Raw genomic sequence first — 15,679 nt, forward strand, 5'->3', positions numbered from 1 at the left:
GTTGTATGGGAATGACATACCATTTTTTGATATGCTGCTTACAATTGTAAAACTATTGTAAAGTCGAATTTATGGATGAAAGCGACAAGATTATCGCTCAATTAAGAGAGAAAAATCGTCAACTGACCCACCAGTTACAAGACACCAAAAATCTTCTCAATATCACCTTAAATGACAGTGGTTTAGTACTATGGGAGCAACATATCCCTAGTGGACGGCTGAGCCTTTACAATTCTGAATACGGAAAAATTTGTGGTATATCCGCCACAAAACAAGAAGCGCTATACGAAAACTGGAAGTCTAATCTTCACCCAGAAGATAAAGAGCTGGCGATAAAAGCCTTTGACTCGATGATTCATGGCCATAGTGATGAGTACAATATTGAATATAGGATGCTTCACCAAGACGGCAGTACTCGCTGGATAAAAGACCGCGGCACCGTTCAACAATATGATGACGATAACCACCCGCTAAGAGTGATTGGTACCCATATCGATGTTACCCAGTTGCGCTTGGATCAACATCGTTTATCGAAACTGGCCCATCAAGATAACTTAACTGGCCTGCTAAACCGCCATGCCTTTGAAGCGCAGTTTAATGACTACTGCCAAAACATTGGGGATGAAGGCGGCACCTTAATGTTTATTGATTTAGACAAATTTAAACCAATTAACGACCAACATGGCCATACCGCAGGAGATCATATTCTTAAGGCTTGCGCGGCACAGATTCAAAAAAACAGTCCTGCTCACGGGAAGTGTGGACGGATTGGTGGTGACGAGTTCGCCCTACTCGTTCCCTATAGCGAACCACAAAAGTTGCAACAGCTTTGTCTGCAATTACTGAAAAGCTTTGATCAGCCCTTTAAATACAATCATATAGAAGTGGCCGTGAGCTTAAGCATTGGCGTATGTAGTTTTCATCGTCACAATGAAGACTTCAGCCAAATACTTCACCGTGCCGACCAAGCTATGTACCAAGTAAAACGCAATGGGAAAAGCAACTTTTCATTTTGGAATGCGAAAAGTTAACTATTTAGCAAAGCTGCTTAACCAGCGCTGAATTTGCACTTTACGCACAAAAAACAAAATACCAATAATCGCTAAATATATCACCGGTTCCAGCCAACCAGATTTAAGTGACCACCAAAAGTGAATCACCACCAGTAAAGCAATTGGGTAGATAAAGCCGTGTAACTGCAGCCAGCGGCGCCCCAAGCCCGTCTGTAGCTTTTTAAGCGAGGTAATACTCATTGCCAGCAATACCACAAAACCCAGCATGCCTAACCAAATATACGGGCGCTTAATCGTTTCCTGCCAAAACAAGCCCCAGTCTAAGCCTAGATCTATTAACAAGTAAGCGGCTAAATGCAGCAAGGCATAAGCAAACACATACAATCCAATAAGCCGTCTAAACGCTAACAAGCTCGGCAATTTAAAACGCCGTGACAACGGCGCTAAACACAAGGTAATCAGCAGTATGTTTAGCGCGCTGTTAGCAAAATAATGAATAATAGCCTGTACAGGGTCGCCGCCCCACCACTCATTAAGAACAGCTGCTACGCAGTATGCAAAAGGGCTGAGCAGCAATACATGCAGAGCGAGCCGCGTTTGCCATTGATGCTTGGCTAAATACTGGTTAATGCGCTTATTCACATCGGCTCCCATTAATAATAACGACTCAAATCCATGTCTTTGTACATATGGGCTACCTGTTTGCTGTAGCCATTAAACATTTCAGTGTCGATGCGTTTGCGCCCAAGCAAGCCAGCATCATCAATGCGTCGTTCCGAGGCTTGGCTCCAACGAGGATGGTCAACCTGAGGATTAACATTAGCGTAAAAGCCGTATTCACTGGGCCCTAAAAGATTCCAGGTTGTTGGTGGTTGTTTATCTAAAAAGCGGATCCTTACAATAGATTTAATACTTTTGAAGCCATATTTCCAAGGCACAACTAAACGCAGCGGCGCACCATTTTGCGCAGGTAGAGTTTTGCCATACATGCCCACCGCCATAAAGCTGAGTGGATTCATTGCTTCATCAAGGCGTAAGCCTTCTACGTAAGGGTAATCTATACCGCCACCGACAAAGCGGCTTTTTTGCCCGGGCATTTGTTCTGGATCGTAAAGAGTCTCAAAGGCAACATACTTGGCCGAAGACAAAGGTTTGGCCATTTTCAATAAGTCGCTAAGCGAAAAGCCAACCCAAGGAATGACCATCGACCAGGCTTCAACACAGCGTAAGCGATAAATCCGTTGCTCTAAGGCCATTTTGGCCATCACATCGTCGAGATCTAAAGTGACTGGCTTTTCGACTAAGCCATCAATGGTGATAGACCAAGGTGTAGGGTTAAAGTTGCGACTGTTTTTTGCTGGGTCGTCTTTAGCGGTACCAAACTCATAGAAGTTATTGTGGCTAATGGCTTTGGATTCTGGAGTGAGCGCATCATTGTGCAGCGGCGCAATATCGGTTTTCTGTAAGGCTCTACGCACAATGGCAGCTGGTTCATCGTCGTCACTACCAAACCACGAAGCCGCATGGCCGGTAACCGGCAGTAAACTGCTGGCGCCTGCGACACCTAAGCCTTTGATAATATTGCGGCGCTGTTTAAACAACGCCTCGGGGGTTACGGAAGATTCAGACTCTTCCCAATCACGCTTAAATTTCAACCACATAGCATCTCCTTTTTATAACAGACCACGTATGTATTGAATAAATTTCGTGGTGGGTTAATTTCTGCTGGCTATCCGCTTTAGGTGTTGATAGTCACCTGCTACAGGTAAATTCGTAAGGTAACGGCGCAACATGTCCATTGCCACAGCGGTAGCCATAATACGTACAACAGAGCGACTTCGATTACTTAATAGTAACTGTTGGCTAATACAGCAGTCGCCTTCGGCTAAAGTAAAGCACACCGTACCCACTGGTTTTTCCTCACTGCCACCCTCTGGGCCGGCAATACCAGTAATGGAAAGTGCTATATCGGCATGGCTGTGTTGTAACGCCCCCAAAGCCATTGCCTGACTGGTTTCGATAGATACCGCTCCAAATTGCTCAATAGTTTCTTTAGCAACACCTATGCTCTGCTGCTTAGCTTCATTACTGTAAGTAACAAAGCCACGCTCTAAATACGCCGAGCTCCCCGCCACTGCGATTAACTCCGCAGCTAGCATGCCACCAGTACATGACTCGGCCAGCACCAACTTTTTCCCTTGAGCAATCATCATTTGCTGTATGTGCAGCGCCCAATTACCTTGGTCTTCGGTAAATACGTTCTCCGCTAGCTCCTGGCGAATATGCTGGCTAAGCTGAGTAAACTGCTCATCTTGGCGGGGGTAAAACAACTTTACTTCAATGCTTGGTCTTGATGAGCGATAACCTAAACGCGCCCCTTCCGGTAACACTAGATCATTAAAGCGATCGTTAAGAGAAGACTCAGACAAACCAAAAGTATAAAAGCGCTTAACTTCACCTTGAGCACTTGGCGCAGCCGCTTTAAGCATAGGAAACCACTGCTCTTTTAGCATACGTTTAAACTCACTTGGCACACCTGGAGTAAATAACAACTTTGCACCAGCATGCTCAACAATAAAACCACAGGCGGTACCAATGGGGTTATCAACTAGCTCTGCTCCAGCGGGCAACATAGCTTGCTTAATGTTGCTCTCTGGCATAATGACATTTTGATCGGTATACCACTGCTGCAACTTATCTAACCAACGTTGATTAAGGGTAAGCGCTTTGCCTACCAGTTTGGCTGCAGCATCGGCACTCAAATCGTCTGAAGTTGGGCCTAAACCGCCATTTACTAATACCCAATCGCTACGTTCTGCGGCTTGATTTAAGGCATCAACAATATCGTCTAAGTTATCTGCGACCGTTTGGCGGCGGCTAAAGCTTAAACCAAGGTCATTTAACTCTTGGCCGCACCACGCGGCGTTGGTATCAGCAATATCGCCTTGCAGCACTTCATCGCCAGTACTCAGCATTTCAATCTTCATGGTTCGCCTTAATTTAGTGACTAACGTAAAACTGTTTTATGGCCGCAATGAGCGTTTGAATGTCTTGTTGATTCACATTTAAGTGACTCACAAAACGCATTGGCGAGCCAGCCGTCATCAGTATGCCTTGTTTAGCTAGTTCCTCCGCTAAAGGCCCCGATTGGTTCCTGCGGCAATTAGCGTAAACAATATTGGTTTGAACGGCGCTTGGGTCACACTCAAGTTCTTCTATACTCGCCAACTGTTCAGCTAAAAAAACAGCATTAGCATGGTCTTCAGCTAAGCGTTTCACATTATTCTCTAAGGCATAATGACCAGCGGCGGCAATAATCCCGGCTTGGCGCATACCGCCACCTAGCATTTTGCGAATACGAGTGGCTGTAGTAATTAGCTCTTCACTACCCAGTAACAATGAACCGATTGGCGCACCTAAGCCTTTAGACAAACAAATTGTAAAGCTGTCGAAAGGAGCAACCAGTTTACGTTCATCTTGGCCACTTTTTATAATGGCGTTAAATACACGCGCACCATCTAAATGTAGTGCCAAATTGTGCTGATCAACAAAGGGGCGCAAACTGTTTACATAGTCCATGGGCAGCACTTTCCCACCAATGGTGTTTTCCAGAGATAACAAACGGCTTTTAGCAAAATGAAAGTCGTCTGATTTAATGGCTGCTTTAACTTTGCTTAGACACAAGCTGCCGTCACTGCTGTTCTCTACCGGCTGCGGTTGCACGCTGCCTAATACAGCGGCTCCACCGCCTTCGTATTTGTAGTTATGCGCATTTTGACCACAAATATACTCATCGCCCCGCTGACAGTGAGCCATAATAGCCAACAAATTAGCTTGGGTGCCCGAGCTACAAAATAACGCAGCCTGTTTGCCCATTCGCTCTGCAGCGTAATCTTGTAGTTTATTTACCGTAGGATCATCACCATAAACATCGTCTCCTACAAGCGCACGACTCATTAAATCCCGCATTGCTTTACTAGGCTGAGTTACTGTATCACTTCTAAAATCGCTCATTATTCTGCCTCTTGGATATTAGCCTGTAACCATTGCATGGGATCAGGGTAGTTAAATTGATAACCTAAGGTTGTTTTAATTTTTTGATTGGAAATAACTTTATTGGAACTCGCCCCTTCAACAAAATGAGGAGGCGGAAGCGTTAGCTGCTCGGCGGCTAACTGGTAAAACGCTTGCTTGCTGGGGTGTTCACTAGCACTGGCATTAAAATCTTCTCCCCATTGGTCACGCTTGATCAGCTGAGTGATTAAGCCAATACAATCACTTCGATGAATAATGTTAATAGGGCTTAAAGGGCCGCTAACGGTTTTTCCCGACAAAAATCGGCCGGGCTTACGCTGCCCACCTACCAAGCCTGAAAAACGCAACACCGTTGCTTGGAAAGCAGAATGACTGAATATTTGATCTTCAATCTGTTTTAAAGCCCTACCTGAAGTGGTTTCTGCCAAGCGTTCGCTTAGCTCATCAACTACACCTTGTTGAGATCCATACACTGAAGTGGAGGATATAAAGAGAATTTTCTTAACCGTCTGCTGCTCGGCTGCACGTAACAGCGCGTTTATTTGTGCGATATGGAATTCAGCAGTATTAGTTTTTCTGCCAGGAGGAATATTAATGATCAATAAATCGCAGTTAAGTAAGCCCGCTATATCATTAGACTCCACTTGGGGATTTAGCTCTAATTGATAGGCCTTAATGCCCTGCGCCTGCAGTTTAGCGAGCTCGTGCAACTCACGTTTAGAGCCGTTCACTGAGTAGCCATCTTTTATCAGGGACTTTGCTAGTGGCAAGCCTAACCAGCCACAACCAACAATACTAATTCGTTTAATCACTTACTTTCCCTTTTTACCTTACTTAGCACCATTATGCAGTGAAACGTAGGCAAAAAAAAACGACCTAATGAATTAGGTCGTAACAGCAAGTTTTTTAGAATTGTTGATACCTAGAAAAGCTAAGTAATTCAAACAACTCTATACAGCGGGAAAGTTTCAATTAAGTCATCTCAAACTCAATCTTCAAATGCGGCTAACAGTTTGCACTCGATGTGAAAACGATACCAGAAAACGGTTTCAAGACAAGTCATAAAAAAGGCTGCAAGCAGCCTTATTAATGTTTATTTGAATTAGATCACGATTTTTTAGCAGCTGAGTCGCGAACGATCAACTCTGGAAGGAATTTTAGATCCATAACATTTGGACCGATCTCTTGACCTTTAGTCTCTAAAATATCAATGGCTAACTGCGCAGCGCGTTTACCCATATCTTCAATTGGGTAACGAACCGTAGTCAGCTTAGGATGAACAAAACGCGCATAGTGATTGTCGTCGTAGCCTACTACCGAGATTTGACCAGGGATATCGTAACCCTTATCACGCAGAGCAGATAAAGCACCAGCTACCATTGAGTCGTTGTAACCCACAATGGCACTAAACTCTACGCCACGTTCAAGTAGCTTCTCTACTGCTTGACTGCCACCTATTTCATCTGGGTAAGCGCGAGCAATTAACTCTTCGTTTAACGGACCAGACGATTCTTCCATGGCATGACGGTAACCCGACAAACGCTCTACACCATCGGAGAATGACAAATCATCAGTGGTAATAAAGGCAATGTCTTTATGCCCTTTTTCCAACAAGAACGATGTGGCTTTGTAACAACCTTCATGATTATCTAAATAAACACAACGATGCTCAAAACCTGGAATTAAGCGATTGATAAAAATAAACGGAGTATCGCAATCTGCAACCTCTCGTAATTCTTGGTCACTTAGTGCCATAGAGTGAACAATCACTGCATCACATTGACGCTGCAATAAAATGTCGATGGCATGGCGCTCTTTTTCTGCGCTATGGTGACCAGACATCACAATAGTGTACTTGTCAGACTCATCAACAATTTCTTCAATGCCTTTCATCATTTGCACGAAGAACGGACCACCGCCTAAATCACCAACGATAAGACCAATACAGTCGGAGCGTTTGCTCACTAAAGCTTGGGCAAAGCTATTTGGGCGATAATGCAGTTCTTCCATCGCTCTGAGTACGGCCTCTCGTTTCTCGGGTGCGACTTGAGCAGTATTGTTAATAACACGAGATACTGTTGATATCGAAACATTCGCCAACTGAGAAACATCTTTAATTGTGGCCAAATTACTTACCCTCTATTCGTCTGCAAAGCAGAATTAAACTTGAAATCCGAACCAGGCAAAACTATACCAAGCCAAAGCAAAACTTGATAGTTAAACTGTGTTTCTGAGTGTAAACTATGATCCAAAATCGGCTATTCACTTTTTATCTCTTCATGCAACATTTTGTTCGTTGCATCAACCAATTAAGCTAATTGATTATGTCACTGTTAAGTAAAATACGTTGTGCGTTAACCTTAGGCCAAGGCGTACTGTTGTCACCACCGGAGCCAACAGGAAACGAAGACCCATTTGAATTGTTTGGCGAGTGGCTACAGCAGGCAGAGAAGTCTGGCATTGTATTACCAGAATCGATGACGGTATCGTCAGTTGGGCCAGATGGTCGCCCCTCTGCTAGAGTGGTATTACTCAAAGAATTTGATGAGCAAGGCTTTGTTTTTTATACCAATTATGGCAGTAGAAAAGGCCAAGAATTAGATCATCAACCACTAGCTTGTATCACTTTTCACTGGAACATCCTACAACGCCAAGTTCGAATTGAAGGTCGTGTAGAACGAGTGAGCCACCAGCAATCTGAAGCGTACTTTCACAGCCGTGGCCGTGGCAGCCAAATAGGTGCCTGGGCAAGCCACCAAAGCCAAGTCATTGCTGAGCGTGAAGTACTAGAACAACAAGTACAACACTACAAACAAGAGTTCGCTAACAAACCCATTCCTTTACCCGAGTTTTGGGGTGGCTATAGAGTGGTGCCAGACAGCATTGAATTTTGGCAGGGTAAAGCCGATCGTTTACACGACAGGTTTCGCTACACCAGTGATGCAAAAGGCTGGAAAGTCGACCGCCTTAGTCCCTAGGCTGTTTTATAGAGCGCTAAACAAAAGGCGTAAGCTCTCGCATACGCCTTTAACAACTCTATTGACTCAACCATCCCATCACGGCTTCCATAGCAAAGCAAAACGCTTAAACCCAATGTCGAGTACTAATGACTTAGCCTTTCGGCTTGCCATAAGGGTAACCCAGTTCTTTTGGCGTTAGGAATGGCGTAATCTCTTGCTGGCGCCGATATTGATACACCACCTGGTAAGCTAATACACTTTGCACGTAATGGCGGGTTTCCTTAAAAGGAATAGACTCTACCCATACATCGGCAGGAACATCTCCCCTATCGGCTAACCATCGGCTCACCCGATGTGGGCCTGCATTGTAAGCTGCGGCGGCCAAAATTCGATTGCCTTTATATCGATTAAGCAAACCATCTAAATACGCACTACCCAATCTAATATTGTCTTCAGGCGTAAATAACTGCGTGCGTGAACGGTATTTAAAGCCAATTTTACGCGCAGTTTCTTTTGCAGTTGCAGGCATCAACTGCATTAAGCCTCGAGCACCTACAGTGCTTTGAGCTAGCGGATACATGGCACTTTCCTGTCGCGCGACTGCGAATAACAGGCTAGCTTCTACTTGGCGCTTATTAGCAAAGTACTCAAACTCTTTAGCAAAACTTAAAGGGAAGCGCATTTCTAGCTGATCCCACTGCTTAGCAACAATAGAGGCTTGAACGGCAAAATCTTGCCAATTATGGCTTAAGGCTAATACTCCTAAATCTAACTGGCGTAACAAGCTTGAGCGACGCAGCAAGGTATCCCATTCTGTGCGCGCCGAGTAATACTCCTCAAGTGCCAATAGCTCTTTCACTCTAAGTACCACTGGGTGCTGATTTAGCTGCACTAAAGTATCGTCAGAGGTTTGATGGAGTTGCTCCCCTAACTGATAATCTTGACCCAAGTACTGCGCGGCTAGAAATCCATGATAACTACGTTCTTCGGCCAATTTTTCTATGGTTGGGGTGGCGAGTTCTTTCTGGCCAAGTGCCACTAGCGAGCGAGCCTGCCAATAAATCCAACGTTCTTGCTGCTGTTTAGCCTCTGGCAAGCGCGCAATCCATAAACCAATTTGGTCCCATTTTTGCTGCGAAATGGCCAAGCGGAGCCGCCGCTCTATCGTGCTGGTATGGGGTTGTAAACGTAGCTGGCGGTCGGCCCATTTGAGCAACTCAGGGCTGGGATCACTTATCACCCTTCCAATTAAGTAACGCTCTGTACTATGGAATAAAGAGCTCGATTTGCTTAAGGGCTTCGACCAACGTTCGATATGCTCTACCGCAGCCACTAAATCTTTGCGCCCTAGGCGTTTTATGGCTAACAATGCAATTTCTTGATGGCGGCTAGATTGGTTTATTTTAAGTTTACCGGAGCTGATAACAACCATTGGTTTGGAGTAAGCATCAATCAACAACTTGGCATCAGATTTTTTTGAGTCTGATAAAGATTTAGAGAGGTATTTGAGTAAGCTAACTTGATTCGCTTGAAAGCTCAGTAACATCCGCTGCCAACGTAACTTGTCGCTAATATTGCCGGCTTTTTGCCAACTATCGAACAAAGGGTCACAAGACTTAGGACGGGAGCGCCCATGTAGCCACAAGCTTTCGGCACCTTGCCAAGCGTATTCAGCGTCGCCAACTTTTAAATTGGCGTAATAGTGATAGCACTGTAAATCTGTACTATTGGGTAGTTTAGGGTAAAAGTCGAGATAGCTTTGCCACTCTTTGCGCCGAGCCAGTTCCACCATAAATCGTCGCTGAATGGCGTGGCGAAGGTAGGACTGTGGGTTATCTTGCATGAATTGTTCTACCTGGTCTTGAGAGACCTTACGCATTTGGCCGCGTAACTGGTAATACTGAAGGTAATTATAAAGAGGATATTGACTTAGCTTAGTGAGAGACTTCTCCGCTTTATCCCACTTTTGGCTGCGCTGCAGCTTTCTTACTTCATTATAAGCTTGCTGTTGCGGAGTCAAATCAACAGCCTGCGCTAAACTCAGACTGCTTCCACAAATCATACAAACTACTACTTGCCACAACCGCTGAAGCATTGCTTATAGCACCCTATCACTGAGTCTACTGATATTTAGATTAACGCAGCATTGATTAATCGGCGAGTATATTCTTGCTTAGGTTGCGAAAAAAGTTGTTCGGTTTCGCCTTGCTCAACCAATTGCCCGTATTGCATCACCATCACGCGGTGACTTAAGGCGCGAATAACCGCTAAATCGTGGCTAATAAACAAGTAGCTAAGGTTATATTTTTGCTGAAGTTTTCGTAATAACTCCAACAATTGCTTTTGTACCGTGCAATCTAATGCCGAGGTAGGTTCGTCGAGAATCAACACTTCAGGCTTTAATACTAGCGCGCGAGCTAAAGAAATACGTTGCCGCTGCCCACCAGAAAACTCATGAGGGTAACGATGCATGGTATCGGGCTCTAGACCGACATCAATGAGCGCCTCTGATACACGCTGCTTAAGGGCTTGTTCGTCTAAATCGAAATGAAGATTCAACCCTTCGCCGATAATTTGCAATACCGACATTCGTGGACTCAAGCTAGAAAAAGGGTCTTGAAAAACAATCTGCATGAAACGCCGCAATGGGCGCATTTGTTTAACTGAATGGTCTTGAATAAATTCCCGTTTAAAGGCAATGCTTCCTTCACTGTCGGTAAGCCTTAATACCGCTTGAGCTAAGGTGCTTTTACCAGAGCCACTCTCGCCAACAATGCCTAGAGTTTCTCCACGCTTCAAATGAAAATCTATACCGTTGACCGCTTTAATGTGATCAACCGTGCGCTGTAAAAAACCGCGCTTTATTGGAAACCATACTTTGAGTTTGTTTACATCAAGCAACATCTCTTGCTTGGCCTCAGGCAAAAACTCTCGCACTGGCTCTGAATCGAGCAGCATTTTGGTATAAGGATGTTGCGGCTCTGCAAATAGCGCTTTGCAGTTATTAACTTCCACTAGCTCACCACACTTCATTACCGCGACACGGTCGGCATAACCGCGCACTACATTTAGGTCGTGAGTAATCAACAATATCGCCATACCCAATTTTTGTTGTAGCTCTTGCAGTAACTCTAAAATTTGTTGCTGAATGGTAACGTCTAAGGCTGTGGTAGGTTCATCGGCAACCAGCAGTTTAGGCTCTGTCGCTAATGCCATGGCAATCATTACTCGCTGCCGTTGTCCGCCAGATAACTGATGAGGGAAACTCGATAAACGTTTCTCTGGTTCAACAATACCCACTAAATCAAGTAACTCTAGCACACGCTCCCGCGCTTGCTGCTTATGCATGCCGCGGTGCGAACACAATACTTCACTAATTTGTTTTTCAACACTATGTAGTGGGTTTAGCGACGTGAGTGGTTCTTGAAAGATCATCGCAATTTGATCGCCACGCAGCGCTTGCAACAATTTAACCGGTTGATTAAGTACCGATTGCTGGTTAAGCAAAATGTCGCCTGTCACTTCAGCATTTTCACCCAGTAAGGATAAAATCGATAAAGCACTTACCGATTTACCAGAACCACTCTCGCCCACCAAGGCCAAAGTCTCCCCTTGAAATACATCAAAGCTCACTTTCTTTACTACTGGTTCAGGCAGGCCAAAGCACACCGATAGCTGTTTTACTTCTAATAACTTATTCATTGCAGCTACCTATACTCGTTTACGCGGGTCAAATGCATCTCGCGCCGCTTCGCCAATAAACACCAACAGGATTAAAATTATCGACATAGAGAAAAAAGCAGTAATACCCAACCATGGAGCCTGCAGATTATTCTTTCCTTGAGCCACCATTTCTCCTAGTGAGGGAGAGCCAGGAGGCAAACCGAAGCCTAGGTAATCCAAGGCCGTTAATGCTGTTAAGCCGCCAATAAAGATAAACGGCATAAAGGTTAACGTAGCGATCATTGCATTGGGCAGAATGTGTCGAGCCATAATAGCCCTATCGCCCACGCCTAAAGCCCGTGCGGCTTTTACATATTCTAAGTTTCGGCCGCGTAAAAACTCTGCTCTCACTACATCCACTAAGCTCATCCAACTAAACAGCAGCAAAATACCTAATAGCCACCAAAAGCTAGGCTGTACCAAGCTAGACAGAATAATCAGCAAGAACATTTGTGGCATGCCCGACCAAATCTCAATAAAGCGCTGACCTAACAAGTCCACTCGCCCACCAAAATACCCCTGCATGGCACCTACCGCTACGCCAATCACAGAGCTGCTTATTGCCAATACTAAAGCAAACAATACAGACAACCTGAAGCCATAAAGCAAGCGGGCAAATACATCTCTGCCTTGGTCGTCGGTGCCTAGCCAATTGATTAGCGTTGGTGGCGACGGAGAGGGTTCGGTGAGGTTGTAATTAATCGTGTCATAAGAAAAGTGCACCGGAGGCCAGATCATCCAGCCACCTTGTTCTTTAATCAGTTCTTGAATGTAAGGGTCTGAATAATCAGCTTCTATATCTAAATCACCACCAAATTCAAGCTCGGTATAGTGACTAACAATAGGCATCATCCATTGCTGTTGATAACGAATTAACACCGGTTTGTCGTTAGCAATAAATTCTGCAAACATACTCCCCACAAACAACAGCAAGAATAACCAAAAACTCCAATATCCGCGTTTATTAGCCTTAAACTGTAACCATCTTCGCTGATTAAGCGGGCTAGCTTTGGCACGTTTCCATTGTGCAACTACACCCATGCTACTGCCTCCCCTCAAAGTTGATTCGAGGGTCAATCATAGTGTAGGTAATATCACTAATAAGCTTCAAGATTAGACCAATTAAGGTAGACATATACAAGGTGCCAAATACCACTGGATAATCACGATTCACCACGGCTTCAAAGCCCAACAAGCCCAGGCCATCGAGCGAAAAAATCACTTCAATCATGAATGAACCCGTTAAGAAAATGCTTATAAGAGTGGCTGGCAAACTGGAGATAACCAATAGCATAGCGTTACGGAATACATGACCGTAGAGCACGCGATTTTCGGTTAAACCTTTAGCACGGGCGGTCAGTACATATTGCTTGTTAATTTCATCTAAAAAGGAGTTTTTGGTTAACATGGTTAAGGTAGCAAAACTGCCAATTACCATGGCGGTAACAGGCAAGGCTAAATGCCAAAAATAATCGCCCACTTTACCCAGTAAACTGAGTTCTTCCCAATTAGTGGAGGTTAATCCACGCAGCGGGAACCAATCCCAGTAACTGCCTCCAGCAAATAACACAATCAACATAATTGCGAACAAGAAATTAGGAATGGCAAACCCGACAGTAACCAATGTCGAACTCCATACATCAAAGCGACTGCCATGCTGCACCGCTTTGCGGATCCCCAAAGGAATAGAGATACCGTAAACCAATAGTGTGGTCCATAAGCCAAGTGAAATAGAGACCGGCATTTTCTCAAGGATGAGATCTACAACTGAGCTATCACGATAGAAACTGTCACCAAAATCAAAGCGCAGATAGTTGCCCAGCATATCAAAATAGCGCTCGTGCACTGGCTTATCAAAACCATAAAGTTGCTCAAGTTCTTTGACTAACTCTGGCGGTAAACCTTGGGCTCCGCGATATTGGCTAGAGCCGCCACCGCCGTTGTTGGTTTGAATAATCTCGGTGTCCACGCCAGAATCAACGCGGCGGGTTGCCGAGGTATCAATACCTTGAATTTTGGCAATGGCTTGTTCAACGGGCCCACCAGGGGCCGACTGAATAATCACAAAGTTAAGAGTCATAATCCCCAACAAGGTAGGGATCATTAATAAAAGGCGACGCAGAATGTAGCTAGTCATTGAGGTTTTATTCTACCCACCAGCTATCAAGACCTAAGGCGAATTTTGGATTACGCTCTGGGCGCTTAAGCTTATCCCAATAAGCCACCCTCCAAGCATTTAAGTGCCATTGTGGCACCACGTAATACGACCACAATAATACGCGATCTAAAGCACGTGTAGCATCAACCAAAGCTTGTCTATCATCAGCACCAATAACCGCTTCAATAAGTTTGTCTACTACCGGGCTATTTACCCCAATAATGTTACGAGAACCTACATGCTCTGCGGCTTTACTTCCCCAAAAATCGCGTTGTTCGTTACCCGGTGAAGATGATTGGCCAAAGCTGCCTACCACCATATCAAAATCAAACTTTTGCACTCGGTTAACGTATTGCGATACATCCACTACCCGTACTTCAGTACTAATACCGATTTTCTGTAGATTACGGGTATATGGCAGCACTATGCGCTCAAAGGTTTTTTGGTAAATTAAAAACTCAATGTGCATTTGTTTGCCGTTAGCATCAACTAATTGGCCTTTACTCAGGGTCCATCCGGCGCCTTTCAGCAAAGCCAAAGCCTCACGCATTTGCGGGCGAATATTACCGTCGCCGCGGGTTTTCTCTAGGCTAAACTCTTTAGTGAATACTTCTTCAGGCAATTGGTCTTTATAAGGAGCCAACAACGCAAGCTCCCCACCTTGTGGTAAACCGGTAGCGGCTAACTCTGAGGCGGCAAAATAACTGTCGGTGCGTTTATAAGCACCATAAAAAAGCTGTTCGTTGGTCCACTCAAAATCAAACAACAAACCAATGGCCTTGCGTACTTCTGGTTGGTTGAATAAGGGGCGGCGAGTATTAAAAACAAAGCCTTGCATACCCTGCGGGTTTTCGTTTAATAACGTGTCGGTGTGGATTTTTCCGCTATCAAACATTGGCCCTGTGTAAGCTGTTGCCCAATCTTTAGCACTTGTTTCTATGCGGTAGTCAATACGCCCTGCTTTAAATGCTTCAAGGGCAACTGAAGAGTCTCGGTAATACTCATAGTTAATGGTAGCTATATTATTACGGCCACGGCTAATCGGTAAGTCTTTAGCCCAGTAGTCTTTTACCAAGGCGTAACTCACTGAACGGCCAGTATCAAATTTGGCTATTTGATAGGGACCAGAACCCAATGGCAAGGTAAGATCGGCTTTAGAAAAATCATGCTGTTGCCAGAAATGTTTAGGCAAGATGGGTAATTGCCCCAAAATAAGCGGCAACTCACGGTTAGTACCATCAACAAAGTTAAAGCGTACGCTTTGTTTTGATTCCGCGACCACCTCCTTCACACTGCCATAATAAGCGCGATAAAACGGCGCACCTTTTTCTAGCAATAAGTTGAAGGTAAATACCACATCGTCTGCGGTCACTGGCTGGCCATCGTGAAAGCGAGCTTCAGGGCGCAAGTTAAAGCGCACCCAAGAACGGTCTTCTGGCATATCAATGCTTTTAGCTAGCAAGCCATATTGAGCAAAGGCTTCATCATTATTAGCGGTGAGCAAGGTATCGTATATTTGGCCTACGCCAGCGGCGGGATTCCCTTTAACAATAAACGGGTTAAAGGTATCAAATGTACCTTGCGCTTCATGAGTCATGCTGCCTTGTTTGGGCGCATTCACATTTACATAGGGAAGCTGCGTGAAATCAGCAGGTAAGGCAGGCTCACCGTGCATCACTAAAGCGTGAGAACGACTAAATTCCTCGGCATGAGCAAAACTAAAAACCAATATACAAAAAGCCGATAACAGCCGTTTCATGATGGGCGCTTCCTTATTGAGTGAGTTGAAA

At 44.8% G+C, this 15,679-nt stretch carries 13 protein-coding genes; 2 read left to right on the top strand and 11 right to left on the bottom strand.

Features of this window, described 5'->3' with window-relative positions; genetic code table 11:
* Positions 1-71: 71 nt before the first annotated feature.
* Positions 72-1,031, top strand: coding sequence for a sensor domain-containing diguanylate cyclase (locus FFR00_RS01385; protein WP_137671569.1), 960 nt, complete (start codon positions 72-74; stop codon positions 1,029-1,031).
* Here FFR00_RS01385 and FFR00_RS01390 read toward each other — a convergent pair whose 3' ends face one another.
* The 6 genes from FFR00_RS01390 to FFR00_RS01415 all read right to left on the bottom strand — a co-directional run bounded on the left by FFR00_RS01390 (position 1,032) and on the right by FFR00_RS01415 (position 7,175).
* On the bottom strand, positions 1,032-1,655 hold the full coding sequence (locus FFR00_RS01390; protein WP_137671570.1) for a sulfite oxidase heme-binding subunit YedZ: 624 nt from the start codon (positions 1,653-1,655) through the stop codon (positions 1,032-1,034).
* 11 nt (positions 1,656-1,666) lie between these two features.
* Positions 1,667-2,674, bottom strand: coding sequence for a protein-methionine-sulfoxide reductase catalytic subunit MsrP (msrP, locus tag FFR00_RS01395; protein ID WP_137671571.1), 1,008 nt, complete (start codon positions 2,672-2,674; stop codon positions 1,667-1,669).
* A gap of 54 nt (positions 2,675-2,728) precedes the next feature.
* Entirely contained in the window at positions 2,729-4,000 is a 1,272-nt protein-coding gene (locus FFR00_RS01400; RefSeq protein ID WP_137671572.1) for a CinA family nicotinamide mononucleotide deamidase-related protein, read from the bottom strand.
* A gap of 13 nt (positions 4,001-4,013) precedes the next feature.
* Entirely contained in the window at positions 4,014-5,027 is a 1,014-nt protein-coding gene (ltaE, locus tag FFR00_RS01405; protein WP_137671573.1) for a low-specificity L-threonine aldolase, read from the bottom strand.
* Positions 5,027-5,860 (bottom strand): NAD(P)H-binding protein, encoded by an 834-nt coding sequence (locus tag FFR00_RS01410; RefSeq protein WP_137671574.1) that lies wholly within the window; start codon positions 5,858-5,860, stop codon positions 5,027-5,029. The genes ltaE and FFR00_RS01410 overlap by 1 nt, the downstream gene beginning before the upstream one ends.
* 295 nt (positions 5,861-6,155) lie before the next feature.
* Positions 6,156-7,175: a LacI family DNA-binding transcriptional regulator gene (locus FFR00_RS01415; protein ID WP_137671575.1), complete on the bottom strand. Its 1,020-nt coding sequence runs from the start codon at positions 7,173-7,175 to the stop codon at positions 6,156-6,158.
* Between the two features lie 197 nt (positions 7,176-7,372).
* On the opposite strand from FFR00_RS01415, the gene pdxH reads away from it, so the two are divergent.
* The gene (gene pdxH, locus FFR00_RS01420) at positions 7,373-8,026 is read left to right on the top strand and encodes a pyridoxamine 5'-phosphate oxidase (RefSeq protein ID WP_137671576.1); all 654 of its coding nucleotides are present in this window, start codon (positions 7,373-7,375) and stop codon (positions 8,024-8,026) included.
* A gap of 133 nt (positions 8,027-8,159) precedes the next feature.
* Here the strand turns inward: pdxH and FFR00_RS01425 are convergent, their stop codons facing one another.
* The 5 genes from FFR00_RS01425 to FFR00_RS01445 form a co-directional block, all read right to left on the bottom strand.
* Positions 8,160-10,070 carry a transglycosylase SLT domain-containing protein gene (locus FFR00_RS01425; RefSeq protein ID WP_161985064.1) on the bottom strand — a complete coding sequence of 637 codons (1,911 nt, stop codon included), beginning with the start codon at positions 10,068-10,070 and terminating at the stop codon, positions 8,160-8,162.
* A 68-nt stretch (positions 10,071-10,138) separates the two neighbouring features.
* A complete protein-coding gene (locus FFR00_RS01430) occupies positions 10,139-11,710 on the bottom strand; it encodes an ABC transporter ATP-binding protein (protein ID WP_137671578.1) in 1,572 nt (523 codons plus the stop codon).
* 9 nt (positions 11,711-11,719) lie between these two features.
* On the bottom strand, positions 11,720-12,772 hold the full coding sequence (locus FFR00_RS01435) for an ABC transporter permease (RefSeq protein WP_137671579.1): 1,053 nt from the start codon (positions 12,770-12,772) through the stop codon (positions 11,720-11,722).
* Between the two features lies 1 nt (position 12,773).
* The gene (locus FFR00_RS01440; protein WP_137671580.1) at positions 12,774-13,868 is read right to left on the bottom strand and encodes a microcin C ABC transporter permease YejB; all 1,095 of its coding nucleotides are present in this window, start codon (positions 13,866-13,868) and stop codon (positions 12,774-12,776) included.
* Positions 13,869-13,875: 7 nt separating this feature from the next.
* Positions 13,876-15,648 carry an extracellular solute-binding protein gene (locus FFR00_RS01445; RefSeq protein ID WP_137671581.1) on the bottom strand — a complete coding sequence of 591 codons (1,773 nt, stop codon included), beginning with the start codon at positions 15,646-15,648 and terminating at the stop codon, positions 13,876-13,878.
* Positions 15,649-15,679: the final 31 nt, after the last annotated feature.

This window comes from Agarivorans sp. Toyoura001 (assembly GCF_005405585.1).
Lineage (GTDB): Bacteria > Pseudomonadota > Gammaproteobacteria > Enterobacterales > Celerinatantimonadaceae > Agarivorans.

What these genes read in the sequence shown, in the direction of transcription:
- FFR00_RS01400 (WP_137671572.1), bottom strand. Translation starts at nt 4,000, where the DNA reads ATGAAGATTGAAATGCTGAGTACTGGCGATGAAGTGCTGCAAGGCGAT.
- FFR00_RS01440 (WP_137671580.1), bottom strand. Translation starts at nt 13,868, where the DNA reads ATGACTAGCTACATTCTGCGTCGCCTTTTATTAATGATCCCTACCTTG.
- FFR00_RS01385 (WP_137671569.1), top strand. Translation starts at nt 72, where the DNA reads ATGGATGAAAGCGACAAGATTATCGCTCAATTAAGAGAGAAAAATCGT.
- FFR00_RS01430 (WP_137671578.1), bottom strand. Translation starts at nt 11,710, where the DNA reads ATGAATAAGTTATTAGAAGTAAAACAGCTATCGGTGTGCTTTGGCCTG.
- msrP (WP_137671571.1), bottom strand. Translation starts at nt 2,674, where the DNA reads ATGTGGTTGAAATTTAAGCGTGATTGGGAAGAGTCTGAATCTTCCGTA.
- FFR00_RS01425 (WP_161985064.1), bottom strand. Translation starts at nt 10,070, where the DNA reads ATGATTTGTGGAAGCAGTCTGAGTTTAGCGCAGGCTGTTGATTTGACT.
- FFR00_RS01445 (WP_137671581.1), bottom strand. Translation starts at nt 15,648, where the DNA reads ATGAAACGGCTGTTATCGGCTTTTTGTATATTGGTTTTTAGTTTTGCT.
- FFR00_RS01435 (WP_137671579.1), bottom strand. Translation starts at nt 12,772, where the DNA reads ATGGGTGTAGTTGCACAATGGAAACGTGCCAAAGCTAGCCCGCTTAAT.
- ltaE (WP_137671573.1), bottom strand. Translation starts at nt 5,027, where the DNA reads ATGAGCGATTTTAGAAGTGATACAGTAACTCAGCCTAGTAAAGCAATG.
- pdxH (WP_137671576.1), top strand. Translation starts at nt 7,373, where the DNA reads ATGTCACTGTTAAGTAAAATACGTTGTGCGTTAACCTTAGGCCAAGGC.